The sequence below is a fragment of the Micromonospora sp. NPDC049900 genome (assembly GCF_044461025.1).
Taxonomy (GTDB): domain Bacteria; phylum Actinomycetota; class Actinomycetes; order Mycobacteriales; family Micromonosporaceae; genus Micromonospora.
In genome coordinates this window covers 114,436-137,590 of sequence record NZ_JBITKM010000003.1, presented here as the reverse complement: position 1 = coordinate 137,590, position 23,155 = coordinate 114,436, and the positions used below count along the sequence as shown (strand labels likewise).

At 68.6% G+C, this 23,155-nt stretch carries 19 protein-coding genes; 14 read left to right on the top strand and 5 right to left on the bottom strand.

The features are described 5' to 3' along the window. Positions 1-38: 38 nt before the first annotated feature. A complete protein-coding gene (locus ACIBMZ_RS08920) occupies positions 39-1,151 on the bottom strand; it encodes a LuxR C-terminal-related transcriptional regulator (RefSeq protein WP_396692025.1) in 1,113 nt (370 codons plus the stop codon). Positions 1,152-1,213: 62 nt separating this feature from the next. On the opposite strand from ACIBMZ_RS08920, the gene ACIBMZ_RS08915 reads away from it, so the two are divergent. From ACIBMZ_RS08915 to ACIBMZ_RS08895, 5 genes are all read left to right on the top strand, one after another. Further along, positions 1,214-1,933, top strand: a complete 720-nt coding sequence (locus tag ACIBMZ_RS08915) for a PP2C family protein-serine/threonine phosphatase (protein WP_396692024.1) — start codon at positions 1,214-1,216, stop codon at positions 1,931-1,933. Between the two features lie 92 nt (positions 1,934-2,025). Beyond that, complete coding sequence (locus tag ACIBMZ_RS08910) at positions 2,026-2,364, top strand: PadR family transcriptional regulator (RefSeq protein WP_396692023.1); 339 nt, start codon at positions 2,026-2,028, stop codon at positions 2,362-2,364. Beyond that, entirely contained in the window at positions 2,361-3,179 is an 819-nt protein-coding gene (locus tag ACIBMZ_RS08905; RefSeq protein WP_396692022.1) for an ATP-binding cassette domain-containing protein, read from the top strand. Before ACIBMZ_RS08910 ends, ACIBMZ_RS08905 begins: the two co-directional genes overlap by 4 nt. Beyond that, entirely contained in the window at positions 3,176-3,868 is a 693-nt protein-coding gene (locus tag ACIBMZ_RS08900) for an ABC transporter permease (RefSeq protein ID WP_396692021.1), read from the top strand. Before ACIBMZ_RS08905 ends, ACIBMZ_RS08900 begins: the two co-directional genes overlap by 4 nt. 89 nt (positions 3,869-3,957) lie before the next feature. Then, positions 3,958-5,136, top strand: coding sequence for a hypothetical protein (locus tag ACIBMZ_RS08895; RefSeq protein WP_396692710.1), 1,179 nt, complete (start codon positions 3,958-3,960; stop codon positions 5,134-5,136). A gap of 1 nt (position 5,137) precedes the next feature. Here ACIBMZ_RS08895 and ACIBMZ_RS08890 read toward each other — a convergent pair whose 3' ends face one another. Further along, positions 5,138-6,220, bottom strand: coding sequence for an NAD-dependent epimerase/dehydratase family protein (locus ACIBMZ_RS08890; protein WP_396692020.1), 1,083 nt, complete (start codon positions 6,218-6,220; stop codon positions 5,138-5,140). A 79-nt stretch (positions 6,221-6,299) separates the two neighbouring features. Further along, on the bottom strand, positions 6,300-6,785 hold the full coding sequence (locus tag ACIBMZ_RS08885) for a DUF1772 domain-containing protein (RefSeq protein WP_396692019.1): 486 nt from the start codon (positions 6,783-6,785) through the stop codon (positions 6,300-6,302). A 138-nt stretch (positions 6,786-6,923) separates the two neighbouring features. On the opposite strand from ACIBMZ_RS08885, the gene ACIBMZ_RS08880 reads away from it, so the two are divergent. The 7 genes from ACIBMZ_RS08880 (at position 6,924) to ACIBMZ_RS08850 (ending at position 14,440) form a co-directional block, all read left to right on the top strand. Next, positions 6,924-8,006, top strand: coding sequence for a helix-turn-helix domain-containing protein (locus ACIBMZ_RS08880; protein WP_396692018.1), 1,083 nt, complete (start codon positions 6,924-6,926; stop codon positions 8,004-8,006). Between the two features lie 261 nt (positions 8,007-8,267). Beyond that, positions 8,268-9,605: a cytochrome P450 gene (locus ACIBMZ_RS08875; protein ID WP_396692708.1), complete on the top strand. Its 1,338-nt coding sequence runs from the start codon at positions 8,268-8,270 to the stop codon at positions 9,603-9,605. An 8-nt stretch (positions 9,606-9,613) separates the two neighbouring features. Then, positions 9,614-10,522 (top strand): terpene synthase family protein, encoded by a 909-nt coding sequence (locus ACIBMZ_RS08870; RefSeq protein ID WP_396692017.1) that lies wholly within the window; start codon positions 9,614-9,616, stop codon positions 10,520-10,522. Positions 10,523-10,694: 172 nt separating this feature from the next. Next, complete coding sequence (locus ACIBMZ_RS08865) at positions 10,695-13,040, top strand: nitrate- and nitrite sensing domain-containing protein (protein ID WP_396692016.1); 2,346 nt, start codon at positions 10,695-10,697, stop codon at positions 13,038-13,040. A 17-nt stretch (positions 13,041-13,057) separates the two neighbouring features. Beyond that, positions 13,058-13,468: a roadblock/LC7 domain-containing protein gene (locus tag ACIBMZ_RS08860; protein WP_396692015.1), complete on the top strand. Its 411-nt coding sequence runs from the start codon at positions 13,058-13,060 to the stop codon at positions 13,466-13,468. 8 nt (positions 13,469-13,476) lie between these two features. Beyond that, positions 13,477-13,848 carry a DUF742 domain-containing protein gene (locus ACIBMZ_RS08855; protein ID WP_396692014.1) on the top strand — a complete coding sequence of 124 codons (372 nt, stop codon included), beginning with the start codon at positions 13,477-13,479 and terminating at the stop codon, positions 13,846-13,848. Then, on the top strand, positions 13,829-14,440 hold the full coding sequence (locus ACIBMZ_RS08850; RefSeq protein WP_396692013.1) for a GTP-binding protein: 612 nt from the start codon (positions 13,829-13,831) through the stop codon (positions 14,438-14,440). The genes ACIBMZ_RS08855 and ACIBMZ_RS08850 overlap by 20 nt, the downstream gene beginning before the upstream one ends. Positions 14,441-15,130: 690 nt before the next feature. On the opposite strand, the gene ACIBMZ_RS08845 is transcribed toward ACIBMZ_RS08850, so the two are convergent. Continuing rightward, a complete protein-coding gene (locus tag ACIBMZ_RS08845; protein WP_132405216.1) occupies positions 15,131-15,445 on the bottom strand; it encodes a transcriptional regulator in 315 nt (104 codons plus the stop codon). Positions 15,446-15,690: 245 nt separating this feature from the next. Here ACIBMZ_RS08845 and ACIBMZ_RS08840 point away from each other — a divergent pair, with 245 nt between their 5' ends. Together ACIBMZ_RS08840 and ACIBMZ_RS08835 are read left to right on the top strand one after the other, a co-directional pair. Next, complete coding sequence (locus ACIBMZ_RS08840; protein ID WP_396692012.1) at positions 15,691-17,244, top strand: hypothetical protein; 1,554 nt, start codon at positions 15,691-15,693, stop codon at positions 17,242-17,244. Positions 17,245-17,326: 82 nt separating this feature from the next. Next, complete coding sequence (locus ACIBMZ_RS08835) at positions 17,327-18,550, top strand: hypothetical protein (protein ID WP_396692011.1); 1,224 nt, start codon at positions 17,327-17,329, stop codon at positions 18,548-18,550. A gap of 1,022 nt (positions 18,551-19,572) precedes the next feature. Here the strand turns inward: ACIBMZ_RS08835 and ACIBMZ_RS08830 are convergent. Next, the gene (locus ACIBMZ_RS08830; protein ID WP_396692010.1) at positions 19,573-23,061 is read right to left on the bottom strand and encodes a hypothetical protein; all 3,489 of its coding nucleotides are present in this window, start codon (positions 23,059-23,061) and stop codon (positions 19,573-19,575) included. Positions 23,062-23,155: the final 94 nt, after the last annotated feature.

Sequence of the window (23,155 nt, the reverse complement as noted above, 5' to 3'; positions counted from 1 at the left end):
GCACGAGGCGTTAGCAGGGGGCCCTTCCTTACACCCCCTCAGCGGTCGGCGGGAGTCGGCTCGGCAAGCCGTCGGCGTACCGCCCAGAGCGCCACCTCGGTCCGCGAGGCGGAGCCGGTCTTGCGCAGCAGGTTGGACACGTGCACGGTGACCGTCCGCACCGAGATGCCCAGCGTGCGGGCCACCTGCTTGTTGGACATCCCGGCGACCAGGCAGTCGAGCACCTCCACCTCCCGTCCGGTCAGCTCGGCCGACGACCCCGCCCCGCCCGGCGCCGCTCCCAGCCCGTCCCGGGCCTCGGCGGGCCGGACGGGGACGCCTCGGCCGGAGGCCCGGGGCCGTACGTCGAACGGGGACGGGACGTCGGCCGGGCCGAGCAGCGCCTCGGGCGACTGTCCGGCGTACGCGGCGAGCAGCTCGGTGAGGGCGTACGGGTTGCCGCCGGTGGACCGCCAGACGCCGCGTACCAGTCGACCGGGCAGCGGGTGCCCGGCGTACACCTGGGTCAGCACCTCGGCCACCTCGACCGGGCTCAGCGGCCCGAGGTGCTGTCGTACCGCCCCGGGTACGCCGCAGAGGCGGGCCAGGGTGCGGCCGGCGAGTTCCGGGGTGACCGCGTGCGCGGCGGGTCGGGTCGCCACCACCAGCAGGGCGGGAAGTCCGGTGGCGGTGGCCAGTTCGCCGATCAGGTTGAGGCTGGCCGGGTCGAGCGCGTGCAGGTCCTCGACCACGAGGACGGCCGGGCCGGTGCCGACCAGCACCCGGACGGCACGTACGGCGAGACGCAGCAGCGTGCCGGGAGCGTAGCGCTCGCGGGGTGCGGTGGGTTGTTGGGCGAGCCAGGCCAGCGCGTCGGGCGGTACGGTGTCGACCGGCAGGTCGAGCCGGTCGGGATCACGGCCACTGAGCGCGGCGGCCAGCCAGTCGTACGGCGCCGGACTGTGCACCCGGGCGGCACCGCTGAGCACCACCGCCGGTCGCGGGTGGAGTTCGTCCAGTGCGGCGGCGACCAACAGGCTCTTGCCGACGCCCGCACCCCCGGTGATCACCGCGACGGCCGGTGTTCGACGCCTCCGACCAGCCACGGTGGACCACGTCCGGCCCAGCTCAGCCAGCTCGTCGGCGCGCCCGACCATGGACATCGGCAACATTCCTCAACCCTACGCAGTAGTGCGTAGAGACGCGGGAAGGGTCTTCTTGGCAAGCTTGACCCATGACGCTGATCCTCCGCTCGGCCATCCTCAACGACATCGGCCTGGTCCGCACCAACAACGAGGACTCCGCGCTCGCCGGTGAGCGCCTCGTCGCGGTGGCCGACGGCATGGGTGGGCTGCCCGCCGGTGAGGTCGCCAGCGAGATCGTCATCCGGATCCTGGACGAGCTGATCCCGCCCACCGTCCCGAACGCCGCCGCCGACGCGCTGCGGGCCGTGGTGAGCACCGCCAACCAACGCATCCACGCGGCGATCGCCGCCGAGCCCGCCCGGGACGGCATGGGCACCACGCTCACGGCCGCCCTGCTCGCGGGCGACACGCTGGTGCTGGCGCAGGTCGGTGACTCGCGCTGCTACCTGCTGCGGGAGGGCAAGCTGCGGCAGTTGACCCGGGACGACACGTTCGTGCAGGCGCTGGTCGACCAGGGCACGTTGACCCCGGAGCAGGCCCGGCACCACCCGCAGCGGTCGCTGGTGACCCGCGCGGTGCAGGGCGCGGACGCGCCCCCGACGATGGGTTCGGTGCTCGTGGCGGCCGGTGACCGGCTGCTGCTGTGCAGTGACGGGCTCTCCGACTACGTGACCGACGACGCGATCTGCGCGGCGCTGAGCCTGCACTCCGACCGGCACCAGTGCGGTGAGCAGTTGGTGAAGCTGGCCCACCAGGCCGGCGCGCCGGACAACGTCACCGTGGTGATCTCGGACGTCGTGCCGAGCTGAGCTGCTGTCGCCTCGGGACCGATGGTCCCGGGGCAGAGCCGTGCGTAACTAGGTAGTTGTGCCATCTAGGTAGCACCACTAGTGTTCGGCGGGTGGATCCGGATCGTCGTGGGCAGTGGCTGCGAGGTGTGCTCGACCTCTGCGTGCTGGCCCTGCTGCGCGAGGGCGAGTCCTACGGCTACCAGCTCGCCCAGTCGCTCGACGCCGCGGGCGTCGGGCCGATCCAGGGCGGCACGCTCTATCCGGTGCTGCTGCGGTTGCAGCGCACCGGTCTGGTCACCGCGCAGTGGCGGGCGGGCGGGTCGGGTCCGGCCCGCAAGTACTACCAGCTCACCGACGACGGGCGGGCGGCACTGCACACTGGCGGTAACGCCTGGCTGACGTTCGTGGCACCGGTGACCGAGATCGTCTCGAAGGGGGTCGAGAGGTGAACTCCGACGACTGGCTGCGGGCGTTCGCGGCCGAGTTGCACCAGCGCCGGGTGGCGACCGACGCCGCCCGGCACGTGGTCGCCGAGGCCGCCACCCACCTGCGCGAGGGCGGCGGCGACCCGTGGCAGGTCTTCGGTCCGCCGCAGGCGTACGCCGCCGCGATCGTGGAGAGCATCGGCACCGCACCCGGCCCACGTCCCGGCCCGGTGCGGCTGTCCGCCCAGGGCATCACCAAGCGGTACGGCAAGCGGACGGTGCTGCGGGACGCGTCGCTGACCGTACGGGCCGGGCAGATCGCCGCCGTGGTCGGCGCGAACGGCTGCGGCAAGAGCACCTTCCTGCGGATCTGCGCCGGGTTGATCTCGCCGGACAGCGGCGAGGTGACCGTCTCCGGCCGCCTCGGCTTCTGCCCCCAGCAGGGCGGCACCGCCGACTTCCTGCTCCCCGACGAACACTTCGTGCTGGTGGGCGCCGGTCAGGGCGTGGCACGCGGACCGGCCCGGCGGGCCGGTCGCGAGGCCGCCCGCGACCTCGGCTGGGACGCCGAGGGCGCCGTGCTCGCCCGGCACCTGTCCGGCGGTACGCGCCAGAAGCTGAACCTGACCATGTCCACTCTCGCCCGACCGGACGTGCTGCTGCTCGACGAGCCGTACCAGGGCTTCGACCAGGGCAGCTACGTCAACCTCTGGGACCAGTTGACCCGGCTGCGCGACGAGGGGAAGGCCATCGTGGTGGTGACGCACCTGCTCAACCAACTGGACCGGGTCGACATCGTGCTGGACCTGACCTCCGTCGAGCAGGGAGGTCGGGCGTGAAGCGGCTGGTCACCGTCGCCGAGATGACGTTGCGGGAACTGGCGCGTCGTCGGGGCGTACTCCTGCTCCTGTTGTTGATGCCGTTGGTCTTCTGGATGATCCGGCGGGACTCGCACGTCGGGCAGTCCATCCGGGCGTTGTTCCTCGGCATCAGTTGGGCGGTCAGCACCGCCGCGCTCTTCGCCACCAGCGCCGCCCGCGAGTTGGAACCCCGGCTCCGGCTCGCCGGCTACCGGCCACACCATCTCTACCTCGGCCGGATGCTCGGCCTCTGGCTGCTCGGGCTCGCCGTCGCGGTGCCGTTCTTCCTGCTCACCGTCCTGGACACGAGCAACCTGCGGTACGCCGGGATCGCCGTGGCGATGCTCTGCTGCGTGGTGGTGGCCGCGCCGTTCGGCATGTTGATCGGCGCCCTGCTGCCCCGCGAGTTGGAGGGCACCCTGTTGCTACTCACCGTGGTGGCGATGCAGATGCTGCTCGACCCGGCCAGCTCGGGCGCGAAATTCACCCCGTTCTGGTCCAGTCGCGAGATCGCCACCTGGGCGGTGGACCACGCCGAGGACGGCTACCTCGCCCGGGGCGTCCTGCACGGGCTGGCGGTGACGCTGTTGCTGACCGTGACCGTGGCAGGGGTGTTCAGTGTCCGGCTGCGCCGCCGTCGGCACCTGCACCACGTATCGATCACCTGAGAGGTCCGCGACCGGTCGCGGACCTCTAGCATCACCTGGTGCGTCTCAGATCCCTCGCTCCCGTGGTCGCGCTCGGTGTCGTCGTCGGTCTGACCGGCTGCGGCGGCCTGTCCGTACCCCGCCTCGACCCACGAAGCGCCCAGCAACCGGCGTCCGGCGGCGACCCCGTCGAGCCGACCGCCGAGGCACCTCCCGGCAGACACCAGAGCGCCGAGACCAGCCCGTCCAGCCCCGCCGCGCTGAGCACCGCCGCCGCCGGTGCCGACCCGACCGGGTCGTCCGGCAGCCCGGGCGTACGCGCCAGCGCGTCCCCGGCCGACGCGGCACCCGTGCCCGCCGTGGCCCGGGCGGTCGACACCTCGAACCCGACCCGCACCGTCGGCGACGGCACCCCGGCCAGTTGCACCTCGGCAGCGGTGGTACGGGCGGTCGCGGCCGGCGGGATCATCACCTTCGACTGCGGCCCCGACCCGCTGACCATCAAGATGGCGGCGACCGCGAAGGTGCGCAACGCCAACGGCCCCACGGTGGTGCTGGACGGCGGCGGCAAGATCACGCTCAGCGGCCAGGGCAAGCGCCGCATCCTCTACATGAACACCTGCGACGTCCTCCAGGGCTGGACCACCGCCCGCTGCCAGAACCAGGACCACCCGCAGCTCACCGTGCAGAACCTGACCTTCGCCGACGGCGACTCCACCGGCCAGCGCGCCGACGGTGGCGGCGGGGGTGCGATCTTCGTACGCGGCGGCCGGCTCAAGGTGGTCGACTCGCACTTCGTCGACAACCGCTGCGACCGCACCGGCCCCGACGTGGGCGGTGCCGCCATCCGCGTCCTCGACCAGCACGACGGCCAACCGGTGTACGTGACGGGCAGCACCTTCACCGGCGGCTCCTGCGCCAACGGCGGCGCGCTGAGCAGCATCGGCGTCTCCTGGGTCATCCTGAACAGCGTGCTGCGGGACAACGCGGCCGTCGGCAACGGCGCCAACCCGGCCCGCTCCGGCACGCCCGGCGGCGGTAGCGGCGGCGCGATCTACACCGACGGCAACGAGTTCTCGGTCCGCGTCGCCGGCACCCTGATCGAGGGCAACGACGCCAGGGAGGGCGGCGGGGCGATCTTCTTCGTCAGCAACAACCGCACCGGCACCCTGCGCATCGAGAACTCGACCCTGCGCCGCAACCCCAGCCACGGCTTCCAGACCCACCCCGGCATCTTCTACCAGGGCGCCGGCTCCGCCCCCACCATCACCACCTCCACCGTCCGCTGAGTCAGTAGGGGTTGCCCTGGCCGACGGGGCGGGCCTTGAGGAGGGCGGCGGGACGGCCGGGCAGGTCGGGCGTGGCGGAGAGCGGCGGGCTGGCCGTGTGGGCACGCTCGGCCATCCCGGCCACCAACTCCTTGAGCGCGGTGACCGCGTCCACCCGTGGCCGCCAGCCCAACTCGGTCGCGGCCCGCTCGCTGGACATCAGCGGCGCGTTCAATGCCAGCTCCACCCACCCCGCGTCGACCGGTTGCAGCCGGGCCCGCCAGGTCAGCGCGGCAGCCGTCCGCAGCACCGGGGCGGCCACCGGCACCGTCCAGCCGTGAAAGTGCCGGGCCACCAGCTCCGGCGTCAACACCGGGTCCGCGGCGACGTTGAAGGCACCGCGCGCGTCACCCACGATCGCCCGGGTGTACGCGTCGGCCACGTCGTCGGCGTGCACCGCCTGCATCCGCAGCCGGCGGTTGGCCGGCACCAACGGCAGCCGCCCGAAGCGCAGCAGCCGCACCGGCACCAGCGGTCCCAGAAAGTAGCGGCTGATCTCCGTACCCGCCTCCCGCTGGAAGACCAGCCCCGGCCGCATCCGGACCACCCGCAGCCCTGGATGGGTCCGCTCGATCCCGTCGAGCATCTCCTCCACCGCCGCCTTGTCCCGGCTGTACGACGACGCGGCCACCCCGGTCGCCGGCCACCGCTCGCTGATCGGCAGGTTCTTCGGCCCCGGCGCGTACGCCCCCACCGACGACGCGTACACCAGCGCCGGCACGCCCGCCCGCAGCACCGCGTCCACCACCGCCCGGCTGCCGCCGACATTGGTACGCCGCAACACCTGCCGATCGTGGCTCGGCTGGATCTGCCAGGCCAGGTGCACCACCGCGTCCGCCCCGGCGAACACCTCGGTCAGCTCGTCGGCGGCACCAGCCCGCCCGATGTCGCACGAGTGCCACCGCACCCCCGCGTACGGCTCACCGGCCCCCGCGTGCGGCAGCCGCCGCGCCACCCCGACGATCTCCACGCCGCGCTCCCGCCACAACCGGCGCAGCAGTGCCGTACCCATGTTGCCGCTCGCGCCCACCACCACGATCCGCATGTCCGGTCCGTACCCGGTCAGCCGCTTTCCACGCGTCCCACCTGGCCACCCGGCCCGCTCGGGCGGTTCCCGCAGCCCGTCACCTGGCCAACAGCGCACCGATCAGGCAGGCGAAGGCCCCGACCGAACTGCCCGTCCGGACCAGGTTCCAGCGCACCCACGGCACCTCGAACCGACGCCGGGCCGCCGCCAGGTCGGTGATCCCGTCGACCGACCCGGCGGCGTCCAACTGATCATTGAGCGGCACGTTGCACCGCGCCGTTACACCGAACGTCACCAGGTGCAGGACCAGCGCGGCGACCAACCACCACCGCACCGCCCCGCCGTCACCGAAGTACCCGACGACCGCCACCGCCACCAGCACCGGCCCGCCCAGGAACACCGAGACGAACCAGCCGTTGATGATCTTCCGGTTGATCGACCGCATCGTGCCGACCAGCGTCCGATCGTCGGTCGCGGCCAACCCCGGCATGACCGAGCAGGCGTACGCGAAGAACAGCCCCGCCACCAGTCCCGTGGCCGCCACGCCCCCGGCCAGCACCACCACCCGTACGCCCTCCGGCACGCTCGCCTCCCTCAGTCGAACCGACGTCCGAGCCGATCCTGCCAACCCCGATCCACCGGCCCCTACGCCTCGCAGCGGCCACATCGGATCCCGGCCCTCGCACTCCCCAAGGGTCGAAGGGACTGGCCGGACCGTCCCGTGCCACCCAAGGCGCCAGGTACCCTTTCCGTCGCCCGGCTGACAGGCGAATCGGCGAGGAGGCGGACCACCATTCTTCCCTCCCACACCTTCGACCTGGCGTCCTTCCCTGAGCGCGACCGGTTCGACATCTGGACCGAACTGATCTCCAAGGGAGTCTCGCCATCACAGTTCACCAGCCCGCATTCGGCGAACTTCGACGGATTCTCCCGGACGATCGACCTGGGAGTTCCGCAGATCACGATGTTCCGCTACCTGGGGCTGACGATGAACCGTTCGCACCGCATGATCCGCCGTGGCGACCCTGAGATCTACCAGCTCGCCCTGCCACTCATCGGCGGATGCGCGCTCGTTCAGGAACGTCGGGAGTCTGTCGTCCGCCCGGCGGAGTTCACCTTCATCTCAAGCTCCCGCCCCTACGAGTGCATCCACCTGCCGGAGACCGCGCCCGGGCGAGGGTTGCGCCCACCGCCGCGTCCCACAGCGAAGACGATCGCGATCAACATTCCGCAGTCGGCCATTCCACTGCCGCCGGACAAGGTCCAGCGGCTTCTCGCCACTCGTCTGCCCTCCGAGGGCATGGCGTCCTTGCTCGCCCAGTTCGTCACGCAGGTCGCCCAGCACCCAGAGCGGTTCAGGCCATCGGACGCCGGACAACTCGGCAGCATGACTCTTGACCTGGTGTCGGCGACTCTGGCCCAGCACCTCGACCTGGAGGCGGCACTTCCCGTCGAGGCGCGTCAGCAGGTGGTGCGGGCACAGATCGACGCGTTCATCAACGAGCACCTGGCCGACCCCGACCTGAACGCCCGTGCCGTCGCCGCCGCCCACCACATCTCCCTGCGCACCCTGTATCGACTGTGGAAGGGCGAGGACGCAAGCGTCGCCGAGCTGATCCGCCGTCGGCGGCTGGAGCAGTGCCGACGCGACCTGGCAAATCCACTGCTGGCCGACCGGCCCATCTATGCCGTCGCCAGCCGGTGGGGGCTCGGCGACAGGTCGCAGTTCGCCCGCCTGTTCCGCGCGAGGTACGGCATGTCGCCGCAGGAGTACCGGCAGCGGTCGACACCACCGCGTACGTGACGACATCGACATGACCCATCGATGCAAGCGGGACGGCCAGTCGAGTCGCAGCCGCTTCGCGCGCCGGCCGCTGCCCGGATGCGGCGGGCGCATGGCCACGTGACGAATCTGATCACCCATTGCGAGAGCGTCCTCACAACTAGCACACTGAACCAGTCCTGAGGGCTGGAAGTTGCGCGATCCGCTACTACGAGGCCGAGCCACCGGAAGGGGTCCACCGTGCGAGCACCCGAGGCTCAGGAAGCCGGAAGGCCAAGGACGGTGCCCGTGTGGAGGGCCCTGCCACGTGCTCTCCGTGACGCACACCAGTCTCTGGTGGACGTCGCCAATGCGGCCGACGGCGAAGTGGTCCGGATCGGACTCGGGGTCTCCAACCCGTACCTCGTCACTCACCCGGACCACGTGCAGCAGGTCCTGCAAGAGCGGTCGGATCTCTATCTACGCGGCGACGACACCGCGCTGTGGCGCTCGGTTCGCCGACTCGTCGGCGACGGCATCCTCTCCGAAGGCGAGAGCTGGAAGGTCTCCCGCAAGACTCTGGCACCGCTGTTCCGGCCGGCACGCATCAACCCGTTGGTCGACACGATGGCCGAGGCGATCGACGGCGCCACCGGTCGGCTCGACGAGGCAGCGGCGTCGGGCGCGGTCGTCGACATCGGTGACGAGTTGTCCCGTCTCGTCTGTGCAGCGATCATGCGGGTGTTCTTCGCCGACCGGCTGAGCGTGGACGAGGCCCTACGCATCATGGCGGCGCAGGATTCCATCGTCACCGCCATGGCTCCTCGCCTGCTCGCGCCCGCGATGCCGTGGTGGGTGCCCATGCCGGGCGACAAACAGTTCCTCCGCGGGGTGCAGACGGTCGACGACATCCTGCTGCCCGTCCTGCGCAGGGCACTGGACGATTCGGGGGCCGGAGAGGACGTCCTGTCGACCCTGGCCCGTGCTCGCCGCGACGGGCATCCGCTCACCGAGCGACAGATGCGCGACGACCTGGTCTCCATGGTCGCCGTCACGACCGAGACCAGCTACGCCGCGCTGACGTGGCTGTGGCCCGTCCTCGCCACGCACGACCACGTCGCGCGCCGGCTCTACGCCGAAATCGACGACGTGGTCGGTGACGGGCCGGTCCGGGCCGACCATCTGCCCCAACTGACCTACACCCAGATGGTGCTCAGCGAGCTCCTGCGGCTGTTCCCCGCCGGATGGATCGTTCCCCGCCGGGCCGCCGGACCGGACACGCTCGGTGGGGTCCGGATCGGCAAGGGCGCGACGGTGATCCTCTCTCCGCTCGCCACCCACCGACTTGAGGCATTCTGGGGCACGGACGCGACGACGTTCGATCCCGAACGGTTCGCCCCCGAGAGAGTTCAAGGCAGACACCGCTACGCCTACTATCCGTTCGGACTCGGGATCCATCGGTGCCTGGGCGAGCACCTGTTCCAGATGGAGGCCCAACTGATCGTGGCGACGCTCCTCAGCAAGTATCGCTTCACTCTGACAGAACCCACGGTGCCCGGAATCAGGGTCGCCGCGTCGCTGCGGCCGCAACGGCGCGTCGAACTGACCCTCGCCCGTCGTGAAACCGCCGTCGCCCGCTAGGAGCCGGTGTGACCTCCCCAGCTCTGTCCGCCGCCCTGACGCAGGCCGCCGACCAGGGACGAGTCTGTTCCGTGGCCGCAGCGAGCCAACGTGATCTACGAGCCTGCGTCGCCGCCTATCCCCGCCTGTTCCCCGATCCTCCGATCGACGCGACGATGCTGAACGCGCTCGCACTGTCCACGGCGTTCATCGCCCCGTGGTGCAGTGCCGACGACCTACGCACCGCGACCCGCGCCTCCCTGTGGGTGACCGCCGAGGATTGGCACATCGACTCGGTCGCCACGACCCCCGAAGCGGCCCGCGCGACCGTGGCGGCCTGCCTGTCCGTCGCCGCAGGAGACCCGCCGGCTGCCCGCGACGACCTCGGGCGATTCCTCGCGGACATCCGCACCGACCTCGCCACCCGTCCGGCGTTCCGCGACCTGCACGGACTGTGGCAGAGGGAGCTGCGTCGCATGCTCGACGCCGAACTGCGCGAGTGGCAGTGGAAGTCGGCCCGGGCCGCCGATCCCTCAGATCTCCCCAGCCCCGACGACTATGCGGCCAACGCCGCCGGTTACGGAGCCACGTGGGTCAACGTGTCCCACTGGATCGCCACCCAGGCCGTGGACAGCGGCGAACAGCTCGACGAATTGATCACCGCGAGCCTGGCCGTGGAAAGGATCCTACGGCTCGTGAACGACCTGGCCAGCTACCGTCGAGACCTCGCGGCGGGTGACTTGAACATCCTGATGTTGGGAGTCGACGAGGACAGCGTGCGCCGGCAGATCAGCGCGCGGATCCGTAGCTGCCACGCCCTGCTGGACTCGGTGCAGGCCAGACACCCGCAACAGGCCGTCTACCTCCGGCGTGAGATCGGCTTCACGGCATCCTTCTATGGCGTGGCCGACTTCTGGGGCGACGGCGACGATCACTGAACACGTGCCGTACGGGCAGAGTAGGAGTTGTGTCCACTGTAGACTGTGCGACTGGCAACGGTCTTGAGTGGTTAGTCGGATAACTGCTAGCGTGCGTCGGTCTGCCTACACCGGCGGCTTGTTCGGCATGCCTCTGCCGGCAAGATTCCACTGCTCGGCATGGGACGGTCTAATGCGGTCTCGCAGCGCGAATCTGCGCACGAAGGTCATCGCCCTTCTCGCCTCGCTCATCGCCCTCTGGGCATTCGCCGCTTGGGTAACCCTACGAGACGGCGTCAACCTGCTCGGAGTCCAGACAGTCGACAGCCGGATCGTCGCACCCAGCGAACCGCTGCTACTCGATCTGCAGGTCGAGCGACGCCGCGCTCTGGCCTATCTCGGCGGCCCGGACACCGAACGCAAAGACGCACTTGACGCCGCACGCCGGGCCGTCGACGGACACGCTGCGAACTTCCGATCGACCGCCCGTAGTTGGCTGGGCAGGTTGGCGGTCGACAAGGAGGCCACGGCGCGAGTCGACGAGGCCATCGCCGAGTTGGACGAGCTACCGGCGCTACGGGAGTCCATCGATGACCGATCCGTCGACCGCGCCAGCACTCTCACCGCCTACAGCACGCTCATCGAGTCGCTGTTCGAGGTCTACGACGCCGTGGGCTCGCTCGATGATCCCGAGATCGAGCAGGACACCCGCAACCTCATCGAGCTGTACCGCCTCCGTGAGCTGATCTCCCAAGAAGACGCACTCCTCTCCGGCGTCCTCGCCGCAGGACGAATGACGCCGGCCGAGCAGTATCAGTTCACCGAGTTGGTCATCTCGCAGCGGTTCCTCGCGGGCCGCACTCGGCTCAACGAGGCCGACCACGATGCCTTCGCCGCTGTCGTCGACGGGGAGGCGTTTCGGAGCCTTCGCGCTGTCGAGGACCGAATCGCCGGCAGCAGAGACTCCACCCGGCCGGCCGTCACCGCCGACGAGTGGAGCGGCGTGGCCGACCGCGCGCTGACCGATCTACAGGAGATGGTGCTCGCCGGCGGTGACGCCGTCGTCCAACGGGCGGTGCCGGTCGCGATCGGCGTGGTCCTGCGACTGGTCCTGGCCGCAGGTCTCGGCCTGCTCGCGGTCATCGCGTCGATCGTCGTCTCGGTCACCACCGCCCGTGCCCTTGTCGCCCAGCTCCAGCGGCTACGTGACGCGGCCCATCAACTCGCCGACGAACGGCTTCCCACGGTCGTCGAACGGCTCCAGCGCGGCGAGCGGGTCGACGTCGCCACCGAAGCTCCACCACTGGACTTCGGAAACGACGAGATCGGGCAGGTGGGGCAGGCCTTCAACCGTGTCCAGGAGACTGCCGTCCGTACCGCGGTCGAGCAGGCTGAGCTGCGCCGCAGCGTACGCGAGGTCTTCCTGAGCCTGGCCCGGCGCACCCAGGTGCTGGTCCACCGTCAGGTGACCCTCCTCGACGAGATGGAGCGCCGTCAGGAGAACGCCGACGAGCTCGAAGACCTCTTCCGGGTCGACCACCTTGCCACCCGCATGCGGCGCAATGCGGAGAACCTCATCGTGCTGTCCGGCTCCACGCCCGGCCGCGGTTGGCGCAAGAACGTCCCCATGATCGACGTCGCACGCGCCGCCGTGCAGGAGGTGGAGGACTACACGCGGGTGAACGTCATGCCGTTCGGTTCGGTGGCGGTCGCCGGCCGTGCCGCCGGCGACATCATCCATCTCCTCGCCGAGCTCGTCGAGAACGCCCTGACCTTCTCACCGAAGAACACCGCCGTGGATGTCCGGGGGCAACTGGTGGCTCGGGGTTTCGCGATCGAGGTCGAGGATCGCGGCCTGGGAATGGCCGAGGAGGATCTCGCCGCCATCAACGAGAGCATCGCCGAGCCGAAGGGCGACTTCAACCTCGCCGACCACAACCAGCTCGGACTGTTCGTCGTGAGCCGCCTCGCCAGCAAACACGGAGTCGGGGTGCAACTGAAGTCCTCGCCGTACGGTGGCACCACCGCAGTGGTTCTCGTGCCCGAGGAACTCGTGGCCACGACCGAGGCCACCGCTGCCCCGTCGAGCAGCGCGGCCGGCACCGACCGGCGCACGGCGAACCCGCCCGCGATGCGGTCCACGGCCGTCGCGGTGGCACCGCCGCAGACGCTCAATCCACCAACCGTCGAATTGCCCGCCACCACTGTCAGCGGGCCAATGCGCAGGGCCTCGGATCGACTCGCCGAATACGAGGATGAGCCGCCCCGCGACCCCGCGCCGTCGCCGCGCCCGGTGCCTCCCACCGTCCACACGGAGGGCGGCCTGCCGATGCGCCAGCGTCAGAAGAACCTCGCGCCGGGCCTGCGGGGCGGTGCCACCGCGGATAGCCAGACGCCGACCGACGAGGTGGACGAGGGCAGGTCTCCCGAAGAGATTCGCGCGCTCATGTCCTCATACCAGTACGGCTCCCGCCTCGGTCGGGCAACCGCCGCCTCCACAGACCCCAGCGCTGACGACGACCGAACCGACGAACGGTAAGGAAGAGGAACGGGCAAGTGCAGCAGCCGATCTCTGCAGGGTCTGATCTGACCTGGTTGCTCGACGATCTGGTCGGGCGCGTCAAGCAGGCAGAACATGCCGTCGTGCTGTCCGTGGACGGCCTGCTCCTGGCCCGCTCCACAGGGCTTCCCCGCGACGACGCGGAGCACCTGGCCGCGATGGCATCGGGCATTCAAAGCCTAGCCAAGGGGGCGGGGAAGCGGTTCGGTGGCGGACCTGCACGGCAGACCATCATCGAGATGCAGTCGTCATTTCTGTTCGTCATGGCAGCCGGCACCGGCGCCTGCCTGTCCGTGCTCGCCACCGACGACGCCGATGTCGGAATCGTCGCGTACGAGATGACCATGGTCGTGAGTCGAGCCCACAAGTTCCTCACGTCACCCACTCGGAACACTACCGACAGCTAGGGGCCGCCATGACGAAGCCCGGCGCAGACGATCTTTGGTTAGACGACGATGCCGGTCCTGTGGTCCGTCCGTATGCCATGACCGGCGGGCGGGCCAAAGCGGCCAACACCTTCAACGTGGTCGCGATCGTGATCGCGACCACGTTGATACCGCCGCCAGACGTTGCGCCCGAGCAGGCGACACTCATCGCACTCTGCCAACGTCCACTCGCGTTGGCAGAGTGCGCCGCGCACCTCGGCCTGCCACTCGGCACGGTCCGCGTCCTGCTCGACGGACTGATCGAACGCGGGCTCGTGAGGGTCAACGAGCCCCACCAGGCCGCCAACCTTCCCGACGACCGCGTATTCGAGGCGCTCATCCATGGACTCCGTGCACTCTGACCGGGAGGGCCGACCGCACCTCCCGACCGCCGTCAAGATCCTCATCGCCGGAGGCTTCGGCGTCGGTAAAACGACCATGGTCGGCGCGGTCAGTGAATCCGCGCCCCTGCAGACGGAGGAAATCCTCACCGAGCAGGGCATCGGTGTCGACAACACCTCCGGAGTCGAGGCCAAGTCGACGACGACCGTCGCCATGGACTTCGGCCGCATCACCATCAACGAGAACCTTGTGCTGTATCTTTTCGGCACGCCAGGCCAGGACCGCTTCTGGTTCGTCTGGGACGAACTGTCGCTCGGTGCCCTGGGCGCGGTCGTCCTCGCCGACACCCGTCGACTGGATGATTGCTTCCCGTCGATCGACTACTTCGAACGGCGGCGGCTGCCCTTCGTCGTCGCCGTGAACTGCTTCGACAACGCCCGCCGCTACGGCTTGGACGAAGTGCGCAAGGCCCTCGACCTTGATCCAGGCGTTCCCGTCATGCTCTGTGACGCCCGCCAGCGCCAATCGGCCAAGGAGGTCCTGATCGAGCTCCTCGAACATGTCAAGAAGGGGCGAGGGCTGACCCGCACACCAGAGCCGGTCGGACCCTGACCGAACCGCCCGAGTGGCAGCTACCGAGGTACGCCCAGCTCACGTTCGTACCGCGTCACGTCCGCGTCGCCGTGGTGCGCGACTGCTCCGGAGGATCCGCCTCGGCCCGAGTCGAGCCCAGCGGATCAGGGGGTTCCCCCTACCCCAAGGAACTGATCCGCGCGAATTGGCACAGGGCGTCACCCTGGAGGCACGGATCATCAACATCGCTACCACGAAACGACGAAGAATCTGAGTCGACGGGCGAACACGGCACGAGAGGGAAGCCGCCGGAACGGGGGTTGACGGGGTCTCGCTCACACCGACTCCAGGAGCTGCGTTCGTGCCCCGGAGCATGCTCGTCACAACTGGTCCCGCCCCGGACGCGTTCGTCTGGGGCGGGACCAGCCACATCCGGATTGCCGGCGCGCTTCTCGGCCCGGTTCGGCTGGCACGGCTGCTGCACTTCGCTGTCGTACGAGCCGTGCCGACGAGGCGAGCGATCCCGTAAAGGGCCGCTGCGCTGTGTGAGAGTGGGGCGGAGGTGCCACCATGCGAACCACACCGCCACGATCGCCGGCGACCCGCTGCCCCTAGATCTGCCCAGCCTGCGGGCGCGGAACGGTGCTCGATGACCTCGGCTTGCCGACCGGTGCGGTTCGCGGAACGACTCGCCTCGTCGTATGTGATGTCGGCTGAGGCTCGCGGGGATCAGGCGATCTGACGGAGGTCGCTGCCGTAGTCGAAGATGATCCGCATCCGGGCGCCGAGCGCTCGTGCGTACCGGCTAAGGGTCGCCACCTCGTTGGCGTCCAGGTCGCCGTTTTCGATCTGGCTCACCCGACCGGGCGTGACTCCCATCAGCTCGGCCACCTGCCGCTGGGTGAGACCGAGACGCTTGCGCTCCTCGGCGAGGTGGAACGCGCTGACCCACGCCTCGGTCCGGGCGCGTTCGGCGTCGAGCGCGTCGTCGTCCCCATCGTGCAACTCGGCGCGGATGTCGTCCCAGTCATGGAAGTCGACCATCAGCCCTCCCTCCGTTTCCTCTCGAAGGCTAGCCAACCCTCGTAGGCGACCTCGGCGATCGGGATCGCGTTCTCGTACCACCGCGTCCAGTCTCCGGCCTTGTTGCCGGCGACCAACATCGAAATCCGTTCGGCCACTGCGGCGACTTGGCCGAACGGAGGGGTTGCCTGCCTCAGTGCGGCTCAGCCCTCGTCGGAGGGCGGTTCTCGGTCGCTGCCGCAGAAGTGTGGTGCTTTAGTGGTCGGATGCCGCTTCCGCTGTACGCGCCGCCGGTCCTGCGGTCGTCCCGCTCGCCGAACCCCTTCGACCGAGCGCAGGCGACGCGGCTGCGGATTCTGATAGACGCACCGCTGGTCGCCGGGCCGGTTGACGGTGCCGGCGACTACCACGGCTACCCGTTCCTGCCCGGCGGCAGCACCGGCTACCCCGACGCAGCGACGGTCCTGCGCAGCTACTTCACCCATCCCAGGCTTGAGATCCTGCGGATAAGTGAGGACCTCACCGAGGTCGGTGACGTGGTCCTCGGCGAACCAGAACCGCTCGATCCGGATTCGTTGTCGTTCGAGGTCAAGACGGATCGCGGGAAGCGCTACACCGGGATTGGCTACTACGGAGAGGCTGTCGAGGAAGGCGCCGCGTTCGCGTCACAGCATGCCATCACGCTGGATGAGGGTCTGCAGGCGGCGCTGCTCTATCGGGTCGGTGCCGTGCTGGAAGCCGACCTTATCGTAACCGACCGGGAGTGGCTGCTCGCCGAACGCGGCCGGCCGCACGGTGACTTCCTGGCACCCCTGGTCTCATCAGCGGAGGCACTCGCGCTGATCGGCCTCTACCTACGTTGGCATCGCCAGCCGGTGATCGTCGGCGGCGCCGTTGCCGAGTGGCATCCCACGGCGATGCGCAGCAGTGGCGCGTATACGGCCATGCCTGCCTTCGAACGGTGGAACCAGGCCGGACGGGCCTGGCACGACCGCTCCGGCGGTGACCTGCGGATCGAGAACCTCAACAAGACGCTGCTGACCCGCGTCTCGCGGGCCTTCCAGTTCCGCGACAGCGTGTTCGCGCTTGCAGCGACCATGGCCGGGTTCGAGCCGGAGGAACTGCTCTGCGAACTGGATTCCCTGCTGTTCTCCCTCGTCGGCGCCTTCGATGTCGCCGCCCGGATCACCGATCTGCTGCTCGGCATGAACGGCGGACGAAGCGTCGGCTGGCAGTACACCAAGAGCAACGGTTGGCAAAAGCGGCTCGAGCCGATCGCGGAAGACCTCTACGATGCCACTGCGGCCGGCACCGAGATGCAGCGCGCCTTCCAGGTCCTGCGATGGCTACGCAACAGCGTCCATAACGAGGCGCTCGACCTGACCAGGGAGAGACAGAGGTTCTACGTCACCGTGGAGAGCGGAACCCAGGACGACCTCCGTGGCTTCCTCCGCGAAGGGCACACCGGATGGGACGCCGCCGATCTCGGGATCCGCGTCCAGCCGCCCGGCGGCGCCACCGCGGCGAAATGGCTGCCTGGCACCGGCCGTTACAGCGTCACCGTGCGGCGGACCGGCGCGCCCCGGCCCGCCGACCCGCTCGAAGGCACGCTCATATTCGAGGGCCGACAGCTCATCAACAAGCTGTTCCCCGCCTGCCTGAGCGCACTCGACCAGATCATGCTCCGCACTCCGCTAACCGGCGTGCCTGGATACCACCCAGGGCTGGACCAGCCCTCCCGGGCCAATCTCCCGTGGAACCTCAGTGACACAACCGGACATCGGCTGCGATTCCTGTACGGCATCACCGAACTCACGTAGCCACGTCGGTGGCGAGGCGCCGCGTTCACGGGTGGAGCAGTCCGACTAACCTCAACGGCGGTAGCAGATCGAAAGGCCAGGGATGGACGACGCCATTCAGTTGATAAGTGACGGTCACGGCCTGGCAGTCATCGGTAAGGCGCAAGCCGTCGAGCTGTTCCTTGTCGAAAACGGCTGGTGGACCGAATCGCAGGACTTCCGCGAGCAGGCCAACGCGATCCTGGGGGCCGGGGCCGCGATCGTCGCTGAGGGCACGGAGATCGCAGCGGGCGCATTTCGGTGGGTTCAACTAACCGAGGACTCGGCGGCGCTGTGTGAGAAGTTCGGCTTGCGCGCTGACTTCGGGACGGGCGCACCGACCGGCGTGATCAAAGGCGTCAAGGGTCGTATCCGCACGTACGTGCAGTTCGCGAAAGAGCCGGGGTCGTTGCTGAACCCGGCGGCGGTCGCGGGCGTCGCCGGGATCATCTCGCAGCTCGCGGCCCAGCAACAGATGGCGCGGATCACCGCCTATCTGTTGCGGATCGACTCCGGTGTCACCGACATCCTCGCTAACCAGGAGATCCGCGAGCTGGCCGCCATGTACAGCATCGGTTCGACGATCGACCGGACGATGACAATCCGGGAAAAGACAATAGAGGTGTCGGGGACACTGTGGTCCACCGTGCAAGGCGGGTACGAGACGATCAGGACCGCGCGCGGGTACGCCCTCGGTCAGCTCGAACGGATCGTGAAGAAGCTGGAGAGCCAAACCCGAATCGCGACTCTCGCGGAGGAAGCCAGCAAGACCGAACGTGAAGCACACCGGTGGCTGGTCGTGATCGCCCGGTCGTTCCAGCTAGAAGACGGCCTCAACGTGATCGAACTTGACCAGGTGCGCCGGGAAACCCCCGACCGGGTCGACGCCTACCGCGCCGGTGTCCGCGCCGACCGGCGCAAGCAGCTTGACCACATCCTTGAGCGCACCACAGCGCTACGGGCGCGGATGGACACCGTTGTCGGCACCGCCAATGCGAACGTCTTCAGGCACCCGTGGAAGTCGCCGGCGGTCATCGACGCTAGTAACCGGCTGTCCGCGCTGGTCACAGATCTGTATGGGCTGGTCGGTATCGATGCGGGACCTGGCGAGCTGTGGCAGGCACAGCCGTGGCAGCAAGCCGCGACGGAGAAGGTCATCGAGCACGGCCCGGCCGTAGCGACAACCGCCGTCGCGGGAGCCATTGTCGTCGGCAAAGTGGTGCGAACGCCGGAGCTGCGGACCATGGCGGTCAAGGCTGTCCATCAGGTGATGCGCCGTATCACCTGACGCCGACTGTAACGGCACCCGCTTCATCAAAACGGGGAAACTCGTCCCATCGGCACTCCTCCAGGAACTCCGCCACCAACCGCCACCGTCGCGTCCCATCGGCCCCGACGAGCAGGGCACCCAACCGCGCCACCGTCAGCGGCTCATACCGTGCAGCACGCTTCCTCACACTCCTGACGGTAGTACTCCCGGAGACGCAATCAGGGCCAGCACAGCCTGCGCAAGCAGGCCTGCTCCGGTAGCACGACACGCCGACGTATGCCCTATCCGGCTCATCGTGGGTCACCCGCCGCAGTGCCGCCGGGCTGACCGGGAGCAGCATCGGCGCTGCGACTCCGGTCACCCGACCACCACTCGTGAATCAATACAGTCAGTGCGGTCACCCGCCTACGGTCGGCCCTCGCCGTTATGGGGGGCCCTCGGTCTCGCACCACCACGATCGGTGTACGGCGCTCCGTCCCCGCCATGCCAGAACAACGAGGACACCGGCCACGCAGGAGCGAGACCCTCCGCCGCTCACGCCCGACCACTCCCATTCGCGGACGCCCACTGCGGATCAAACCCCTGCCCCTCGATGGCAAGCCAACCCTCATAGGCGACCTCGGCGATCGGGATTCGCCTACTCGTACCACCGCCTCCAGTCTCCGGCCTTGGCAACCAGCAGCACCGCCTGCGACCAGGGACCAGCAGAAGACCGTGCTGGCAGCCAAGAAATGCCGACGCGGATGATATTCAAGAAACCATTCCCTGTCGTCGCCAGCGAGCGGTGCGAACAGACCCAAAACCGCCCACAACCTCGGCGCAGGGCTTCTCGGCCGCCGGAGCTGATCGGCGCACCCCACGAGGCCCGGGGCAGCCTCGTTCTGCTCGGGCTACTGTACGTCTGCAATACGCCCGGCGGAGGCCGTTGTTCTATGCGGCGCCCCCAAAGCCGCGAGGCGCTAGATCAAATGGCGGTGTTTTGGCTGGTGGAGCTGAGGTTACGGCATAAGAACTCTTCAATCATGGCGCAGGGCTGCGACCTAGAGGTTCCTCTGATGGGTGAGCATTCGTTGCCTCAGCCTCCGGGCCGACATGCGTAGTTCCTGGTCTGTGATGAACTCGAGAAGTTTGTCAATTGAAGTAAAGGGCGTCGGCTCGCCGACGAATGCGGCAGGCACGGGATGGCGAGTGACGAACAGTGGCCGCACCTTGTAGCCGGCCTCATCAGGTAGCGGCGGCAGACCGAGCGCGGCCGCGACCTGGGCGGCATGCGGCGCGAGGTCAGCAAGTTTCCGTTGCAGCTGCGTCAAGTAGGCGTGCTTCTTCCGGCTGCCGACGAAGAAGGTGTCGAGGTGTCGGCGGATCTCGGGTGTCACGAAGACGTCGGCCGGGTCTTTTACTTCCACTAGCCAGAGGATGCGCGAGCCGGGTCGCCCGGCGAGTGTGTCGATCTCTCCGGACAACGATGGGACGCCGAGTCGTTGCGGGTCGGTCGGCTTAACGCGCGAGCGGGTGATGTATCTAGGTTCGGAACTGGAGAGGAGCTCGTCGACCTCTTTTTCGAGGTCTTTGTTCCGTTCATCGCGGATGTCATCCAGTGCTCGTTTGACGAGCTGTGGGGGCTCCGGTTTGCTCCACGGGAGCATGCCTTGCCGGAGGTAGTTCAGATAGACGGAAATCGCGGCATAGCAGAAGTGGGGAGCGATGTGAATGATTCCGGTTGGCAGCTCGACAAGCGGCTGAGTAAGAAGGCGACGTTGCCGGCTTCGCGCGTGCCATGGCCGCCAGTCAGCCGATTGAAGGCCTGAGGCAGTGCTGGTCAGGATGGTGAGAACCGCCTCCGCCCGGTCCGGCCCACCCGGGATTTCGCCGAGGTCTGTGGTATCGAGAAGGAGCCCGACTGCGGCGTCGCGTTCGACACGAACGAGATGGTCGCCGTCCGCAGGAACGGGCCACAGGGCGAGGGCAGCGAGGGCGGTCACGATGTCCGCCGCCGACGCGCCATAGGCTTGCAGCATTGCCGTGTCCAGCTGTTCTGGGACTAGTCCTGCTACGGCGGCGGCACCCGGGGTATCCGTCGGGTCAGGCTCGCCCGCGTCGGGCAGGTTAGGGCGATCGGGCATTCGAGCGCGGCGGTACGCGGCGAGATCCAGGGCGTAGACGCGGCCTTGGCCAGCGGTATCGGTGGCAGCCGTGCCGGAGGTGTCAGGCGTGGTCTTGATTTCGTAGCCGGTCGTGATGGTTAGCGCGGTCGGGTTGAGCTGGTGGTGGATGGCTTCGCTGCGGCTGGTCGCCTCGAGGTATGACCAGGCCGCGGCGAGGATCTGCACCCAGGCGATTTGGTCCACGGGCTCGGAGCCCGTGGGTTCAGCTCGTAGAGCCGCTTCGATCGCCGTCTCGTTGCAGCGCCGGAGATGCAGATGGTCGTCCTTGACCTCGGCGGCACGCTCATCGGGATCCCACGCGAGCTGCATCGTCCGGGCTCGGCGGATGTCGCTGAGGGCTCGTTCTCGTGCGGCGACTGCCCGGTCGAGTTGACGCATTCCCGTCGCGACGATGTCGCTCAACGCATGCCGGTTTAGGAGCCGGGTCAGCTGCTCCAACGCGGCCGGCCCCAAGTGGTCGCCGTCCAGTCGTTTTGCCTCGTCCCCGGTGTAGGTTCCCGGCTCGACCCCGGCGCGCTGAACCGCCTTGGCGACATCCAAGTGAGCACTGGCGACGAGGGCGTCGTCGAGCTTCCAGGGCTGCGGCAACGTCGACCGGGCCGTTCGCGAGGTCGTGATCTCCGCCGCGTACGTGGGGGTGGCAGCTTCCCAGGCTGTCCGAACTGTCGTTGCGGGACCTTCTGCAACGCCCGCCCGCGCCATCACCTCTTGGAACGCGGTGGCCATGGCACGGCCGGCCGAGGCCTTGTCCGCGATCGCGTCCTCGACGAGCCGGTCACCGTCGACGAGCAAAACTACGCGGACGATGTTGCCGGTCGGGCCGGCCTCAACCTGCACACTCTGGACCTGGATCGAGTGAGGCACCAATGCGCCGGATACGGAATTGGGCTGAGCTACGGAAAGACCGATGACGTATCCGGCGACGTCAACGCCCTGATGGGCGTACTGCCACGGCGTGGCAACTTGGTCGATGCCATAGGCGATCGATCCGGCCAGGGTGGACAGCCGTTCTCTGTCGTCGGGCGCCCAAGTTTCATCGGCGCTGCGGATGGCCACCGGGACGCTACTGAGGTGGATCTGCCAGCCGACGAGCGGCGGCATGAGGGTCTCGTCCAGCGCAGGATCGTAGGCCGCCTCGCCGCGGAGCCGGGCGCACCAGGACGACCACCCGTAGACCGTGGGTGGTCCCGCGGCAAGGTCATCGACGTCGACCCAGTCCCGGATCGGCGACATGTCGAGCGCCGCAAGCGCCCGTTCGAGTTCGGCGCGGTTCGCGCTGCGTTGCCACTCCGCGCGGCCCCAGTGGGGTTCGATCGAGATCAGGGCAGGGGCCTGAGCGCCACCAAACAGCACCTTGCCGTTGGCCCGCCACCACTCCCAGATGTTGATCGATTCAAACGCGAATAACTTTCGGCCGCTGGCGAGTTCGCGGCAGAACAGGTACAGGTCTGTCTTTTCGTCTGCTGTAGTGGATGCCCAGATCACGTCATCCAGCGACATGATCGGCAAGCCGGGCGGCTGATGTGGCGGAGCCACGTGCCCCGACGAGGCGACGACCAGCAGGGGTACGACCTCGATGTTTGTCCCGAGGTCGAGATGACCGCCGGACACTCGGACACGCACCGCCTGGCCGGGATGCTCACGGGCGTTTTGCGCCACGCGAACCGCCTCGGGCATCCCGTTGAAGCTGGACGGTCCGGGCTCAAGCTGGGTAACGAGCTGGACCGCCAACGCTCGACCGTCTCCGATCATCGCGACCCACTGGACGATGTTGCCGTTGGGAGTGACTTGCGGCCCATCCTCGCCGTCAGGCGCTCCGATCACTTCGTCGGCGAACCGGAAAAGCGCTCGGCGCAAGCGATCGGCAGCCAGCTGGGCGAATCGCCGGACGCTGCCGGGGTCCTCAGATGCGCGGCCGGCGAGCGTGACGACGCCCTTCGCGGTGGCTTCTGGCAGAAAGGCTAACGGCAGCCAGAAGCGGTAATCACGGCTTCCCGAGGTGGGCAGGGTCACCGCCAAGAAGCGATCGAACGAGCTCTCAGGATCGGTGACGTCGAACTTCAGGGTGCCCGGTGGCGCCGTCGCCCAGTCCAACGCCGCCCGGTATTCCGGCGAGACCAGCAGCCCCTGCGGGACTGCCGAGTCGAGCAGCCTGCCCGCCGCCTCCAGTTCCTCCGTGGTCAACGGCAACAGGTTTTCACCCGCCCGAGGGTCGGTCGGCCACGCTGGCGCCAGCATCGACACTGCATGATCGATGTAGCGAAGAGCAATCTCGGTGAAATGGCTGACACCGAAGCCGAGTTCACCAACGAGATACGGATCCACGGCCTCGGCGGTCAAGGCCCACCGCGCGACGTCCGCCACAGGGCGCTCCACCGCGCCTGGAAAGAGACGCACCGCATCGTGGCCAACGCGTCCAAGCACAACAAGCCGGGGATCTACGGGAAGGAAGTCCTCG

What these genes read in the sequence shown, in the direction of transcription:
- ACIBMZ_RS08920 (WP_396692025.1), bottom strand. Translation starts at nt 1,151, where the DNA reads ATGTTGCCGATGTCCATGGTCGGGCGCGCCGACGAGCTGGCTGAGCTG.
- ACIBMZ_RS08915 (WP_396692024.1), top strand. Translation starts at nt 1,214, where the DNA reads ATGACGCTGATCCTCCGCTCGGCCATCCTCAACGACATCGGCCTGGTC.
- ACIBMZ_RS08890 (WP_396692020.1), bottom strand. Translation starts at nt 6,220, where the DNA reads ATGCGGATCGTGGTGGTGGGCGCGAGCGGCAACATGGGTACGGCACTG.
- ACIBMZ_RS08865 (WP_396692016.1), top strand. Translation starts at nt 10,695, where the DNA reads ATGCGGTCTCGCAGCGCGAATCTGCGCACGAAGGTCATCGCCCTTCTC.
- ACIBMZ_RS08855 (WP_396692014.1), top strand. Translation starts at nt 13,477, where the DNA reads ATGACGAAGCCCGGCGCAGACGATCTTTGGTTAGACGACGATGCCGGT.
- ACIBMZ_RS08850 (WP_396692013.1), top strand. Translation starts at nt 13,829, where the DNA reads ATGGACTCCGTGCACTCTGACCGGGAGGGCCGACCGCACCTCCCGACC.
- ACIBMZ_RS08845 (WP_132405216.1), bottom strand. Translation starts at nt 15,445, where the DNA reads ATGGTCGACTTCCATGACTGGGACGACATCCGCGCCGAGTTGCACGAT.
- ACIBMZ_RS08840 (WP_396692012.1), top strand. Translation starts at nt 15,691, where the DNA reads ATGCCGCTTCCGCTGTACGCGCCGCCGGTCCTGCGGTCGTCCCGCTCG.
- ACIBMZ_RS08835 (WP_396692011.1), top strand. Translation starts at nt 17,327, where the DNA reads ATGGACGACGCCATTCAGTTGATAAGTGACGGTCACGGCCTGGCAGTC.